Here is a 15546-nt window from a genome sequence, read left to right as displayed (position 1 = left end):
TCGGCAGTAGGGGTTCAAGGATTTCCCACTCTTCGTCTGTTAGGCTGCTAGAGTACGGCATGACTGCTGGATACGGCTTTTGCGGTAACTGTACTTCAAGATAGTAAAAGATGTCAAATGGATTCTATAGAATAACTTAGCTGTACTTCACATTCATCAGCCAGTTTTGCCGCTACGATATTTTTTGCTGCATAACGGGCAATGTATGCTCCGACTCTATCAATCCTAATTGGATCTTTGCCACTCAAAGCTGAACCACTATGTTTGGAATATTCGCCATAAGTATCTATGGCATTTTTTCTGCCGGTTAACCCAGAATGAGCCGCCGGGCCTCCTCGAATAAATGGCCCATCTGGATTGATAAATATTCTGGTTTGTGCATCTGGTTTCACATCTTCATCTTTAAAGACAGGATAAATTACGGTTTCTCTAATATCATCTTGTAATTGCTGGAACTCAGGTTTTGATGGTTTATTTTGACTGGCAATAACCGTAATGCTATGGATTCTATAGGGACGGTGATTTTTATATTCAACTCCTACCTGAGTTTTGCCGTCAGGAGTAAGATATGGAAGTATTTGTTGGCTTCTAACTTCACTAATTTGTCTAGCAAGTTTGTGCGCTAACCATATTGGTAGCGGCATGAGACTATATGTTTGATTGCAGGCAAATCCAAAAACTGTTACTTGATTATTAACAGTGATTCTTTCTATCTCTTCGTCAGATAAAATTTTTTCATCAAACAAATGGTATTTGCTGGGGGATAATTCTTTTAAGCTTGTCAAAATGCTACATGTCTTAGCATTAAATTCTTTTTTATCGTAGCCAACTTTCTCGATTACTTGTCTAGCTACATTGGTAAAATCTACGTTATTGGTGTTAGATTTAAATCTTGCAGCTATGAAAATTATGCCTGTAGATACGGCACATTCGGTAATTATTCTGGCATAAGGATCTTGCTGTAAAAAACGATCAACGATCGCATCACTGATCTGATCACAAAGTTTATCAGGATGTCCCTCTGTTACTGATTCTGATGTAAACATGAAGTCTTTTTTCATAATTTACCTCGCTGATTCAGATAGAATTAATTTATCTCTATTAATCTGGGGTTTGATTTCTGGAAGCTCATCTTTTTCTAAAAATGTATAATATTTTGTTATTTCATTCACTAACAATGGCAGCAAAGCACTACCTGTAATAACAGCGCCATCTGCAATATTTAGTGGACTAATCTTTAAAAGACTCCTCAATGAGGGAATAGATATAGCCAAAATTTGTATGGCAAAAGAACCTATAATTGCAGCATTTAAGTATGGATTCTTAAGCAGTTTTTCTTTACTAAATATGCTATGTTTTTCCGAACGACAGCTAATTGTATGTAGCAATTGTCCGCTAGTTAGACTCATAAAAGCAACAGTGCTTGCTTGGGGGCTAATGCCATATCTGAGAATGGCGTAACCATAGGCTGCTAAGGTACTGACGGATAGGGTCGCTGATTCAAAGGCAATTCTGCCAAAGTCGGAATTTTTAATAATTGGTTCGTCAGGGTTGCGGGGTGGCTGACTCAAAACCTCCGGTTCTGGTGCTTCCATTGCTAAGGATAGACCGGGGAAAATGTCAGTTACTAAATTTAACCAAAGGAGTTGGATGGCATTCAAGGGTTCGCCTATACCAACTGCGGTGGCGGTAGTCATCACCATGATTTCGCTGAGGTTTGTGGCTAGTAAGAAATGCACAGATTTTCTAATGTTGTTGTAAATTGTCCGTCCCCGACTGACGGCAATCATCATGGTTTCTAGCCTGTCGTCTTCCAAAACGATATCTGCAACCTCACGCGCTACATCGGTTCCGCTTTGGCCCATTGCTACACCCACTTGTGCTGCCTTGAGTGCTGGTGCATCGTTAATACCATCACCGGTCATGGCAACTACTTTTCCGGCTGCTTGCAAAGCCTGGACAATTTGCAGTTTATTACTAGGACTGATACGGGCAAAAACATTTACTTTGTTGCTGAGTGCTATCAATGCCTCTGGAGTGAGATTATTCAGGTTAGTAGAATCGAGAATTTCTAATTGGGGATCTCGATTCAATTCTAATTCTTTAGCGATCGCATAGGCGGTTGGGCTTTGATCGCCAGTAATCATCACTGTATCAATTCCAGCCTGATGAAAGTCACCGATCAATTCTTTGGCATCCTTTCTAATGGGGTCAGCCATGCCCACAAGACCCAGCCAAATCAGGTCTGATTCATAATTATTCCCGTTTTTAGTTTCATTGATATAGCTGTAAGCTGCACCCAGCACCCGCAGCGCCTTCCCTGCCATGCGATCGTTTTCAATTGCGATCGCCTGCCTATCTTCTTCTGTTAAAGTCACTAATTGACCGTTCCTCATCCACTTTTGGCATATCTGCACAACTTCGGCGGGGTTGCCTTTAACAGCAACCAATTGATGGTTATCATGAGTCTGGTGAATTGTACTCATGATGTTACGATTTTCTGATCGCAGGTTACTTTGTAATATTGAATACTTTTCTCTGAGTTCAATGACGTTCACTCCGGCGCTAATTGCCATGTAGATTAAAGCGTTTTCTGTTGCCGAACCTGTGACAATATATTCGCCATCGCCTTGTAGACTGACTTCACTTTCATTACAGAGGACTAATACATGAATCAGCTTTAACAATTCTTCGCAGGTGTAGGGGTTGAAATTTTCTTGTCCAGCGATGAATTCTCCGTCAGATATTTTAATATGTCTGATGTCTGCATATATCTCTACCACGGACATTTTGTTTTCTGTAAGTGTCCCGGTTTTATCCATACAAATCGTCTGTACAGAACCCAAGGCTTCCACAGCACTTAGACTACGGATAAGAACGTTATTCTTCCTCATATCTCGAATGCCTAAGGCTAAGGTTGTGGTGGCGATGGTTGGCAAGCCTTCTGGAACCGCGGCCACCGCTAAGGATATGGAAGATTTGAGCATTTGCACTAAACCATATCCCCGCAGTACTCCCATAGCAAAGACCAGACCGCAGATTCCCATGCTAATTAGAACCAGTTGACTACCCACCTCATCTAGTTGTCTTGCTAGAGGAGTCTGGATTGCTGTTGCCTCACCAACCATTTGCTGGATCTTGCCCATTTCGGTAAACTGACCTGTGGATATAACCGCAGCCAGTCCTTGACCACCTGTAACCAAAGTCCCCTTATAGATCATGTTCAAGCGATCGCCTAACGGAATATCTTCTCCAATCAAAGATCCAGTAATTTTGGTAACGGGAATACTTTCTCCCGTCAAGGCAGACTCATCAATACTCAGGTTATCTGCTTCAATGAGTCGGGCATCTGCTGCTACATAACTACCAGGTTTGAGAAATAAAATATCTCCTAAGACAACATTTTCTGTAGGGATTTCTATTTGTTTACCATCTCTAATTACCCAAGTTGATGTTTGTTCCTGGCTTCTAAGAGAATGAATGATTTTTTCTGATTGGCTTTCTGTAGCATAACCAATAGCCGCATTCAAACCAACAACACCAATAATTACCACAGCATCAATTATTCCACCGGTGAGAAGAGAAATTCCCGCAGCGATTCCCAGTAAAGCCACTGGGAGAGATTTGAACTGGTCAATTAAGATGCTCAGATCGGAACGAGTTGCAGCTTGGGCTAGAATATTCGGGCCATATTTACTGAGGTTTTCTGCGGCAGATTCACTGCATAATCCTGATTCTTTTGAGGTTTTGAATGTATCTATGACACTATTTGCTGTCATTAAATGCCAATTAAGGATTTTTTGTTCCTCGGTATTAGCAATTATTTTATCAAATGATTTTTTACTTGTTACTAATTTTTCTATTTGGGATTTTCCACTCTGTTTATGATAGTGTGATAATATTTTTTCAATTAAAGAGCCAATTTGTTTGTAGCTTTTATCTCTATTAAAATTAACCAAAATATTGCTAGTTAATGGGTTAGCATAGACATAGGTGATTCCTGCTTCTTTTGAGAGCGATCGCTCCAAATATTTTTTCAGAGATGGTGAGCGGTAGAGTTCATTTACTTTGTATCTAGCTCTTCCCTCCACACTGGTATGTATTGCTTGAATCACAGCAATTATTACTCCTATAATTCCCCTGTAAAATTATACTTACATTAATTTCCTCTCTTATAAAAAAGAACTTAATTTTTTTAAATAAATCCTCATAGAGTTTGATATATTAACCTAATTATTGGCTGACTGTAGTTCACAATTACTTTTGTAATCGAGGGCTATCTGATGTGCTCACAACACAAGCTGAAAGTAGACTTACAAGATATGTACAACTATATAAGCGTAGTCAATAGTTAGATTAATCACCCTAAAGTTACAGAGGCAATTTGAATTTAGTGCAAAACTCTAGAATTTATGTCTAAAGAAATAAACGTAAAATTCATTTTGCTATGCCTACCAGTTGTGCAGGCACAGAACAAGCACTCTCAACCAATATCTCTATAGATATAAATAAAAAAGCTAATTTTAGAATAATTCCATCTGTAGACTCACGCAATTTAAACTAAAAAGGTGAAAAATAACTTTAATCGTCTTAATATTGGTTGTAATCAAAAATTACACTCCAGAAAGCACATAGAGAAAAGAGTACAAACAATGGCAACTTCTACAGACCGCGATCAACAGATTCAAAAACTACGTGAACTAATCAAAAATATTGATTATGGTATGTTTACCACAGTCGATGATGATGGCAGTTTGCATAGTTACCCCATGTCAAAAAGTGGTGAAATTAACTCTGAAGCCACACTCTGGTTCTTTACCTATGCTGGTTCCCATAAGGTGGCTGAAATTGAGCACTATGAGCAAGTAAATGTTAGTTTCTCGTCACCCGAACAGCAACGATACGTTTCTATCTCAGGTACAGCACAACTTGTGAAAGACCGCAATAAGATGCGAGAACTATGGAAGCCAGAACTTCAAACTTGGTTTCCTAAAGGATTGGACGAACCCGATATCGCTTTGCTTAAGGTGAATATTAACCAAGTTAATTATTGGGATAGTATATCGAGTTTTAAGCCAAAAACAATTAGTTTATTGACACCATCACCCCTTTAAAATGTGTAATCCCTGAACTAAATTGGCAAAAATTAAGTATTTTAAATTCAAAGAAATCAATGACAGGACAAAATAATGATGAAGCCGCCCAAAATCATCTACCTTTAGAGATAAAGCGACGACATTTTTTAAAAGGAATAGGCTTTATCGGTGCAGGTGGAGGGGCAATCCTCGCTGACCACATCCTTAATCCCAATTCTGAAGTAGAAGCGGCACAGGTTCCAACATCATCTGCAACTCCAACAAACAGCAAAAATACTGGTGAAATTCCTTTGCGTCCACTGGGAAAAACAGGGGTGAAAGTGTCAGCAATCGCTTTGGGAGGTGCAACTTTAGGGCAAGCAAAAAGCAAAGAAGAGGCGATTCGCATTACCCACGAAGCTATTGACAATGGCATCACCTTCATGGATAACGCTTGGGAGTATAACAAGCATCGTAGTGAAGAGTGGATGGGAGAGGCGTTGCAAGGGCGACGAGACAAGGTTTTTTTGATGACGAAGGTTTGCACCCACGGACGCGATCGCAAAGTGGCAATGCAGCAACTTGAAGAATCCCTACGTCGTCTCAAAACCGACCACCTCGATTTGTGGCAAATCCACGAAGTTGTTTATGATAACGATCCAGAAATGATTTTTCGTCCCAATGGAGCAATTGAAGCTCTGAATCAGGCGAAAAAGGAGGGTAAGGTTAGATTCGTCGGCTTTACGGGTCACAAAGACCCCGCTATTCATCTAAAAATGCTCTCTTACAATTACCCATTTGATGCCGTGCAATTGCCGGTTAATTGTTTTGATGCTAGTTTTAGAAGCTTTGAGCGGCAAGTACTACCAGAACTCAATAAACGAGGAATTGCCGCCATTGGTATGAAAAGTCTCAGCGGTAATGCTGATGCAGTAAAAAAAGGTGTAGTTACTCCCCAGGAAGCTATCCGCTATGTCATGAGTTTACCGATCGCCACACTCGTCAGTGGTATTGATTCGCTCCCAGTGCTGCGGCAAAATTTAGCGATCGCCCGTGGTTTTCAACCGATGCAGGCAAAAGAAATGCAAGCGTTGCGCGATCGTTGCGCCCAATATGCTGCCGACGGGCGTTTTGAACTGTTTAAAACCTCCAAGCAGTTTGATGCTGATGAAGGCAGAATTCAGCATGGTTTTCCACCCCAAAGCCAAGTGCAGACATGAGGTTGGAGAGATAAGGGGACAGGGGAAACTACTAAACCGAATATCCACAATATCCAAAGGTGCGACAGTTGATTTAAGTACAAATCTTGAACTTAATTTAGAGGTGTATTATGCCTGACCTATCAAATTTCCGAGTGGCCGTCATTGCTACTGATGGCTTTGAGGAATCAGAACTGACTGAACCTGTACGTCCTTTAAAAGAAGCTGGTGCAACTGTGGAGATTTTGTCAGCCAAGCTAGGACAAATACAGGCGTTTCGTCATTTTGATAAAAGCATAACAGTCAACGTTGACCGAGTGCTTACCGAGGCACAACCCGAAGAGTTTGATGCTGTATTGTTACCAGGTGGCGCTCTCAATGCTGATACCTTGAGAATGGGGCCCAAAGTCCAGTCATTCCTGCAAAAGATGCAGGAACAAGGCAAGCCGATTGCTGCTATTTGCCATGCCCCGTGGGAATTGGTTTCAGCTGGCTTAGTGCGAGGACGGACGCTAACGAGTTACTACACGATTCAAGATGATATTCGCAATGCAGGCGGTAACTGGGTAGATAAAGAAGTGGTTGTTGATAGAAATTGGGTAACAAGCCGACAACCCGATGACATCCCAGCCTTTAATCGGGAAATGCTCAATTTGTTTTCGAAGTTCAAGCTTTCTTTTGCTGGCGCTCTTTGACTGATGATCAAGAGTTTGGTCAAGGTAAAGCCACATTACCTTAGTAAGCATGATATTTAATTTCACCCTATTAAGTAAGGAAACGAAATTTATGCCTTACAAACAGATTGCAGACTTACCTGATTCCGTCAAAGAGCACTTGCCCAAACACGCCCAAGAAATTTTTCGGGCTGCATTTAATAATGCTCAAGAAGAATATGGGGAAGAAGAACGTGCTTTTCGTGTTGCTTGGAGTGCGGTAAAACGCGATTACGAAAAAGGCAACAATGGGCAATGGCACAAAAAGCCAGAATAGTTCGGTTCGGATCGTATTAAGGAGTTTTATTAACAGGGCTTACGCACTGAAAACCTGAAACCTAGATCCTCCTTAAAAATAGGAATCCTAAAAGCCCCCTTTTTAAGGGGGTTGGGAAATCTCTTGTGCATAATTCCTAATTAATTCTGTACAAAAAATCTTTTGCTATAAATATAAGTTTTAATCGCTCTCGAATTTGGATCTAGACACCTTGTTTGTTGGTTGTTTATCTGATCATTTATCTTTTTGCGAGGTCTTATGAATTACCTTATTGCAGTTTTACCAGATCGAATACAAGCAGAAGCCGCCTACTCTGCTTTGGAAAAAGCAGGCTTGCCAACTTCACAAGTCAATATTTTGGGCGATGGTTATTTAAGTGCTGATGAATTTGGACTAATTGATCCCGACAAGCAAGCCCGCAAACAATCAACTCGGCTTTTTTGGTGGCTTGTACCCTTTGGATTTGTTGCAGGTTATGCCTTCAACTATCTTACAGAAATTGAAATTTTTCCCCAGGTTACTCGATTTGGCAATGAATTTCTTGCTGGAATCTTAGGAGCTATAGCCGGTGCCTTAGGTGCTGCTTTAATCGGTCGAGGAGTTGGCTTAACAGTTGGTAGTGGCGATGCTTTACCATATCGTAACCGTTTGAATGCTGGTAAATACCTAATTGTAGTTACCGGGAATGAGGATTTAACACGCGAAGCTACCCGTGTAGTGCGTCAATTTGAACCGGAGAATATTCAAGGCTATACAGACTATTCACAAAACAGCAAACTTGTGGGGAATTAACTAATTTACATCGGTTTCAACGCCGAGCAATGTCTAACGATAAGCCGCTTTTCTAAGAAAGGCTCTGCCAAAGCGTCTACGCAATTGTGCAATCAATCGTTCAGCCCGTTGTTTTTCCTGATCAGGTCTTCAAGGTGAATATAATACATGGTCGGCAATAAATCTTTATAGCGATCGCGGCGGTTCAGTTGAGACATCATAAAGCAGTCTTGATGAATTAATTGTTTTTAAGTAAATCAACACCTTGCAAAATGGGGCAGGATAAATTTCTCGCCCTCAGCGGCAAATTTACCGCAAACCATCAGCACAGTTTTATCAAATGCATGTGCATGGGCGAATGCTTGCACATCTTTGATATGGAGAAGTTCTGGACTAATAACTGTTGATGTTGCTCCTCTCACCGTTACTAACCATACCTAAGGTATTCATCCGAGAAAATTTTAGATGATCTAAAGTTCGCTGTATCATTGATGAGTCTGTTTGGTCAATCTTTACCACTAGCAATATGCCATCAGTATGGGGTGCCAACAGACTAGCATCAGCTAGTCCCAATAAGGGGGGAGTGTCATAAATCACCAAGTCAAAGGTATTATGGAAGTCTGTCATTAGTCGCTTCATCTTTTCAGACGAGAGCAGCTTGGTGGGATCAGGCGGTATGGGTCCAGCAGTGATTATAGATAATTGATTGCTCGAAGGTAGTTGCCGGATCACTTCACTGGTTGGCAGGTTTGTTGAGATCAAATTACTTAATCCCCATAAATTATTTAAATCTGATAAGGTGTGAATCTTGGGTTGGCGTAAATCTGCATCTACAAGTAGTACTCTTTGTCCCATATGTGTAGCTACTTGAGCTAAATGGAAGGCAATAGTAGACTTACCATCACCAGACATGGCTGAACTAATAGTTATAGAAGAAATAGGGCGATCGGAACTGAGTAATTGGACATTTGTATAAAGTACCCGCAAAGCTTCTAAAAATTTTGCTGAATAGTTGCTATAGTCTTGATCTCGTAAGACAGCTAACCCAGGAATGCCTTTAAGAATGGGATCTGGTATTCTTACTATGGGAAATTTTTGTTTGGGTGTCTGGTCTTGACTGTTTTGGACTTGCTTTTCAAATGGAATATTTCCTAACAATGGTAACTTGACCTTCTCCTTCAGGATCTTAACGCTATGGTAGGTCTTGTCAAGCTTTTCCAGCAGTAGGGCGACACCAATTCCTAAGGCTAAACTCGCAACCAAACCTGGTATTAAATAACGTTTAATGCTCGAATCAGATATAGGGGATTGCGGCTGACTTGGTGCCTCAAGTAACTGCCAACCAAGTTCTGTCTGAGATATCTGAATTTGGAGATTTTCCCGAGTAGATAGAAAACGATTCAGGCTCTCAGTCGCCACCTGTAATTTTCGCTGTAGTTCAGTGTATTGTCGTGTCAAGATTGGCCATTGCTTGCGATCCAGTTCAAGTTTTCGTTCTACTTTAGCAAGCTCTTGGCTTTGCACTCCTAGAGTTTGAAGTTGAGTCTTTAGTTCTGCAATTTTTGTACCCAGAAAGCGTTGCGCCTCCTTCTTTAGCAAGAGTGACAGGCTTGCCCGTTTCTGTTTCAATGCTTGCATAGTTGGATTATTATCTTGCAAACGAGTTGACTCTGTAGCAATTTGAACGTCTAGCTGCCGTACTTGTGCCAGTAACTGCTGATACAAAATAGCATCCTTTAGCACTGCCAGCTTGCCATTTTCTTCCTGTAGAAAAGATAGATTGGCACGAACTTCTGCCAATTGCCGATCAACCACTTGTCGTTGCTCAGACAAGCTAGTAATTTGACTAACAACTTGTCCCGACTGGGCTTCTGGATCAACAAAGTCATACTTTTGCCGGAAAGTTTGCAGTTCTTTCTGAATCTGATCAACTCGATTTTGTATAAATGGCAGTTGTCTTTCAACAAACTGAATCCCTTGGCGTAATTTGGTTTGCCGCTTTTCCCGGCTGTAATCCAAGTAATCCTTAGAAATTTGCTTGAGTACAACTTGGATTTGATTTGGATCATGACTTCGATAACGAACTTCTATAATTTTGGTTTCAGCGAACCGAGAAATTGTTAGGTTTTGGAGCAGTGAATTATAGCTGATATCTGGATAGGTAGTTTGCAACTGCTTCACAATCTCTCCCATCAATTCCGGACTTTTGAGAACCTGAATTTGGCTTTCGTAATCTAGACCAGACTTGCCTACGTTAGGGTCTTTGACAATATCCACAACTTTCGTGTCATCATTTACAGGTTCCACTAACAGGCGAAAATTGCCTTCATATATTGGTAGCTCCCGGTTTAGTATCAAGCTGACAAAAACAACTGTCGTTAGAGTAATAGTTACCCCTGCAATGACTAGCGCTCGTCGGCGTACAACACTCAGAAATTCAAGGAAACTCCAATCGTCTCCTTCCCCTTCAGACCACGGCAAAGTTTGAGGCTGAAGAAATGGCGGTGCAGAGTTCCTATTCTGGTTATAATTTGAGGATTGAGAAGAATGATTCTCCATCTATTTAAGAATACTTATAATTAAGTTACAAAGAATGTGTATAAAAGCTACAGTAATGCCATCTTAAGGCTCAACTAACTGCATAAAGGTTGGTTATTAGCTGCCGGAGTGGCAAGTTTCTTAGTACAAGATGCGATCATTGGCGAGTAAAAATCAAAATTTTGATAACTCGTGGATATGGATTTATCTCTCAGGTTAATTCTAACCCTCTATTATAATGTCGTATACTTAGTTTCAACTCTTAAATTTATACGCTTTTCAGTTTTTTCTGATTCTAGCTGAGTAAGAATTTATAATAACATCTTTGTTTTAAAGTATACATTTTTTAGTTATATATTATAATCTTAAGTCAAATTTAATTTCCAATTGGGTCAAAGTGTAGTTTGGATGAAGCATGTGATAAATTTATTAAATCGATTCTAGCCAGAGTAATTTAAATATCAGCAGGAGGGTATCAATTGTTATTCACAAAACTGTTACACATTTTTATATAGTAACATTTAATACTATACCCATGAAAAATTATGAGTTACTTTATATACAAGGCTGAGATTTAACTTACTAGCAGCACTGCAAAAGTAACTAATTAGACCTATTATATAAATGTACAGTTTTTCAGACATAAAAATTCATGTAAAAGACAATAGTAGGATGTATACATTGACGAATTAGACAAAGAGTGCACTAGTTGTGGTAGTAACATAATATGTGATCATTGCGCCAACATCTTCTGGGGTGTCCGCTTCGCAAACTACGAACGCTAATTAATGGTGACTGCAAAGAAGGATCTGATCATTATTTATGTCTCTCGTAATTTAGGGTTCAGACAACTCAATGCTTAAGTCCTGAGAGACTAATTTGTGAAGTTTTTGCTTGTATACTTTAATAAAAAAATAAATTTTTGATAAAGTACATTGGTAAATTTTAAACATCCTTTTATCATGGTATTCTTGTAAGTAATTACATGTAAAACCCAATATTGAATATGGTAATATATTCAATGTTTATATGTAATGAATATTGCTGAACCAAGTTTAAAACTAAGCAAGTGAAAACATCCAAAATCCAATGTCTATAAACTCCCACTTCCTTATACGGCACCAGATTATAGTAGTTGTTAGTGCCGTTTAGACGTAAAGTAAATTTTCTTACAAGCCTGTAAAAGGCATGATTGTAAGGTGATCTACATATCGTATGATTACCGTAGTCGTTCAGACTTGTGCTTATTTTTGTGTTCCCATGTCCAGACGAGATCGCGTATACAAATTAAAGCGAGTATAAACTCTTATTAAGCGGCTTGGTTCCCAGCGCAGCTTGCAGATGTAACTGTGAGAATGAGGAGACTCTATGTATACTAGTAAACTAATTAATTTGGCTGAAGCAAATTGAAATTATTTATTAATTTCGGTAAGCGTGTGTAATTATTAATGGCTTGAGCAGTTCAGTAGTGTATTCAATAAGATTTTTACAGCAGGATACAACTGATGAGACTTAATGAATGGATTAATCAAAAATTTTTGCAATCCATTTCTACGCGGTTAGATGTTAAAAATGACTATTCTCTAAAAACCCAGCAATCCATCAAATTGTCTGTAATCACTCAGTTTTTCCCACCAGACTATGCTCCTACAGGACAGTTGATAGAAGAACTAGTGAAACAATTAGGGCAGCAAGGAGTGGATATTGAGGTTTTTACAAGTCAGCCAGGCTATGCGTTTCAATCTCATAGTGCTGCTTCAGTTGAACGTGTGGGTGGAATCCGAATTCAGCGATCGCGCACAGCCCAACTCTGGCCGGGGCGAATTCGTGGCAAAGCTGTCAATGGTGTCTTATACACCTTGCGTGCAGCACTCTATCTACTGAGAGCTTGGCGGCGTAGGAATGTATTGTTGGTGACTACAGCCCCTCCATTTTTGTCAATCATCGGATATCTGGCTTATTTGGTGTTCCGACTTCCATATGTTTGCATCATTTATGACCTTTATCCTGATATTGCGATTGCTCTAGGGGTAGTCTCAAAGCAAAACTGGCTGGCACGGTTATGGCGTGCCATTAACAAACAGATTTGGCTAAATGCTAAGGGAATTGTAGTTCTTAGTCCAGCCATGAAACAGCAAGTGCTAGCAAATTGTCCACAAGTAGCCGATAAGATTTCGGTAATTCACAGTTGGGCGAACCCTGAATTGATTGTGCCAATTGCCAAACAAGAGAACTGGTTTGCTTGGAAGCATAACTTAGTAAACAAATTTACCGTACTCTACTCCGGTAATATGGGACGCTGCCATGATATGACAACTATCCTAGAAGCTGCTCAACAACTGCAAGATGAGCCAGTTCATTTTGTCTTCATTGGTGGTGGAGCAAAACGAGATGAATTGATTCAAGAAGTGAATCAATTAGGACTCTTGAATTTTACATTTCTGCCATATCAAGACAAGCAGGTGCTGCCCTATTCTTTAACGGCTTGCGATCTGTCACTAGTGAGTGTAGATGCATCGACCGAGGGTTTAGTCGTACCTAGCAAGCTTTACTCAGCTTTAGCATCCGGACGACCGATAGCGGTGATTTGTTCGCAGTATTCATACCTCAAACAACTGATTGCCGAAGCCGACTGCGGTAGCACCTTTGAGAATGGAGACAGTCATGCTCTAGCTCAATTTATTCGCTTACTCAGTCGAGATCCGCAACTAGGAGAGCGCATGGGCAAGGCAGGTCGTCAGTATTTGCGATCGCATTTCACACCTAAGATTATCTCTCAACAATATCTTGATGTTTTACAGCAAGCAATATTGCCTGATGGTGTGATAGCTATGACTCAAAGCCATACAAAATAGTTCTTTGAGAAATTTAGACACAGATTGGTGCAGGTTACAAAGACTTTCAGCCTCATACCAGTTCTCGAATATACAGCTACAAGTTCTTCTTTCTTGCCCTTTCCTCCTGCCCCTGCTAGCAGGTAAATGGTATTAGCTGGATCAGTCCTGAGAAATCCAGTTATTTATCGAAAGTATTTGTCATTAACTTTTGAGTCTGGCAGTACTTTCTCAATATTTGGAACCAGGCGCAATAGGCAAAATAGAAAATACTATTTTACCAAAAAGTTTTACATTTTTATTTAAGCTAGATTAATGCCTTGCTTAAACAAAAACTACTACATATTCAAAAGAGGGTTAGCTTTTGGAGGCTTACATTTAATGCCTAATTGAAGTAGGAAACAATTATCACCAGAGAGCCATAAAAATAGCTAGCAAGGCTGATAGATTGTATATTAGCCTTACTTATTATCCTGCTTAAACTATTAAAAAAGATATCAAAAATAGTTTTATATTTTGTTCATGATAAGTTGGATTAAGTTAATGTAAAGTCGCCAGAATATGTTATGCTCTAAGACAGATTGACAGTGATAAATAATTACTTTTTGAAAAAAACTTACGCAATTTTTATTGTTTTGCAACAAGTTTAATCTGGTTGCCAAATTCCAAAAAAATCCTGAATTTAGAATATTTGTCAATCAATGTCCAGTAATTAAATAGGATATTAGTTATTAATTTTAGGAGATGGGCTTCGATGGTCTTTTTGATCTCAGTTCCTCCAACGTAACCTTCCGAATTTCACTGTTTATTTACTGAAGTGGGAGGTCGAATTGCAGAGAAGGTGTGACCGAAATCGGAAACGTTCAAAACGAAGGGATATCTACTGTCCCAATCATGGCTGTTATCTTGAAAGCAGGAGTCAAAAATATCAATTGTTTGCCGACCAAGCAGGGCAGTTGCAGCAACGAGGCATGAGTCGACGGAGTGCATTGATGTTGGTAGCAAGCCAAACCACAGTTAGCATAGGGGGAGAATGGTTAGAAGCCTTTTGGTGCGATCGCTGCCAGCAAACAAAGTGGTATCACGTTTGCAAGTCGAATGATCGCACCTATAAACTTTCTCTAGCGCCACAAGAACTGTGGCAGCAGGTAACAGGAGTAATTAATCCCGAGGGAAACCCTTCTGTTGGAGAATTTACTCGCAGGCAGGCAAAGGTGCTTAACTATCACAACATCAAAGATTTTCAGTTTTCCAATTAATGCTTAAAAGCAGTGGTCTTTAATTAATATTATGAGTAGTAAAGGAATTACCTCAAAGTTAGAGTTGGTAATTGAAGCTGGACGAACGGATAAGCAGTATTGGAAAGACCTGTGGCGCTACCGAGAGCTATTTTATTTTCTGGCTTGGCGTGACATTCTAGTACGCTACAAACAAACAGTCATTGGTATGCTCTGGGCACTCATTCGACCATTTTTGACGATGGTCGTGTTCAGCGTCATCTTCGGAAAGTTGGCGAACTTACCTTCGGAGGGAACAGCACCCTATCCAATACTGGTATTTGCTGCTTTGCTACCTTGGCAGTTTTTTGCTAATGCCCTAAGCGAGTGTAGTAATAGTCTAATTAGTAATGCCAACTTGATTTCTAAAGTGTACTTTCCGCGCTTGATTGTACCTGCCAGTTCAGTGATTGTTAGCTTTGTAGACTTTCTAGTTTCTGCGATAATTCTCTTAGGACTAATGGCTTGGTATGATTTTGTTCCCACTTGGCGGATATTATTATTGCCCTTATTTATTGGCATTGCCTTTGCTGCCTCACTAGGAGTAGGGCTGTGGTTGGCAGCTTTGAATGTGGAATATAGAGACTTCCGTTACATTGTGCCATTTATTGTCCAGTTTGGACTATATATATCGCCAGTCGGTTTTAGTAGCACTATTATACCAGAACAATGGCGTTTGCTCTATTATTTAAACCCAATAGTGGGCGTGATTGATGGCTTTCGCTGGGCAATCTTAGCGGGAGAGTCCAAACTTTACTGGACTGGATTCACACTATCTCTAGGACTAGTTGCCCTGTTACTGGTAAGTGGCATTTGGTACTTCCGCAGAATGGAACGGACATTTGCTGACGTAATTTAACAA

General features: G+C 40.0%; 10 protein-coding genes and 1 pseudogene. 8 read left to right on the top strand and 3 right to left on the bottom strand.

Annotated elements, in window-relative coordinates:
- Window positions 1-125: 125 nt before the first annotated feature.
- A pseudogene (metK, locus tag H6G92_RS26535) lies at window positions 126-1061 on the bottom strand (methionine adenosyltransferase); the annotation flags it as partial.
- Between the two features lie 3 nt (window positions 1062-1064).
- Window positions 1065-4115 (bottom strand): cation-translocating P-type ATPase, encoded by a 3051-nt coding sequence (locus H6G92_RS26530; protein ID WP_190897580.1) that lies wholly within the window; start codon window positions 4113-4115, stop codon window positions 1065-1067.
- A 537-nt stretch (window positions 4116-4652) separates the two neighbouring features.
- Between H6G92_RS26530 and H6G92_RS26525 the strand changes: the two genes are divergently transcribed.
- From H6G92_RS26525 to H6G92_RS26505, 5 genes are all read left to right on the top strand, one after another.
- Window positions 4653-5114, top strand: a complete 462-nt coding sequence (locus H6G92_RS26525; RefSeq protein WP_190897577.1) for a pyridoxamine 5'-phosphate oxidase family protein — start codon at window positions 4653-4655, stop codon at window positions 5112-5114.
- 59 nt (window positions 5115-5173) lie between these two features.
- On the top strand, window positions 5174-6295 hold the full coding sequence (locus H6G92_RS26520; protein WP_190897575.1) for an aldo/keto reductase: 1122 nt from the start codon (window positions 5174-5176) through the stop codon (window positions 6293-6295).
- Between the two features lie 110 nt (window positions 6296-6405).
- Window positions 6406-6969, top strand: coding sequence for a type 1 glutamine amidotransferase domain-containing protein (locus tag H6G92_RS26515; protein ID WP_190897573.1), 564 nt, complete (start codon window positions 6406-6408; stop codon window positions 6967-6969).
- Between the two features lie 91 nt (window positions 6970-7060).
- Window positions 7061-7264 carry a ChaB family protein gene (locus H6G92_RS26510; protein WP_190897570.1) on the top strand — a complete coding sequence of 68 codons (204 nt, stop codon included), beginning with the start codon at window positions 7061-7063 and terminating at the stop codon, window positions 7262-7264.
- A 258-nt stretch (window positions 7265-7522) separates the two neighbouring features.
- Window positions 7523-8056, top strand: coding sequence for a hypothetical protein (locus tag H6G92_RS26505; protein ID WP_190897566.1), 534 nt, complete (start codon window positions 7523-7525; stop codon window positions 8054-8056).
- A gap of 372 nt (window positions 8057-8428) precedes the next feature.
- Here H6G92_RS26505 and H6G92_RS26500 read toward each other — a convergent pair whose 3' ends face one another.
- On the bottom strand, window positions 8429-10594 hold the full coding sequence (locus H6G92_RS26500) for a GumC family protein (RefSeq protein WP_190897564.1): 2166 nt from the start codon (window positions 10592-10594) through the stop codon (window positions 8429-8431).
- Between the two features lie 1484 nt (window positions 10595-12078).
- Here H6G92_RS26500 and H6G92_RS26495 point away from each other — a divergent pair.
- The 3 genes from H6G92_RS26495 to H6G92_RS26485 all read left to right on the top strand — a co-directional run bounded on the left by H6G92_RS26495 (window position 12079) and on the right by H6G92_RS26485 (window position 15543).
- Window positions 12079-13428, top strand: coding sequence for a glycosyltransferase family 4 protein (locus H6G92_RS26495; protein WP_190897562.1), 1350 nt, complete (start codon window positions 12079-12081; stop codon window positions 13426-13428).
- Window positions 13429-14237: 809 nt separating this feature from the next.
- The gene (locus H6G92_RS26490) at window positions 14238-14666 is read left to right on the top strand and encodes a hypothetical protein (RefSeq protein ID WP_190897560.1); all 429 of its coding nucleotides are present in this window, start codon (window positions 14238-14240) and stop codon (window positions 14664-14666) included.
- A gap of 31 nt (window positions 14667-14697) precedes the next feature.
- A complete protein-coding gene (locus H6G92_RS26485) occupies window positions 14698-15543 on the top strand; it encodes an ABC transporter permease (protein ID WP_190897554.1) in 846 nt (281 codons plus the stop codon).
- The last annotated feature ends 3 nt before the right edge of the window (window positions 15544-15546 follow it).

This window comes from Nostoc foliaceum FACHB-393 (assembly GCF_014698505.1).
In the GTDB taxonomy this organism is placed as follows: domain Bacteria; phylum Cyanobacteriota; class Cyanobacteriia; order Cyanobacteriales; family Nostocaceae; genus Nostoc; species Nostoc foliaceum_A.
Note: the sequence above shows the minus strand (reverse complement) of the source record. Positions and strands in the feature narration are given on the sequence as shown.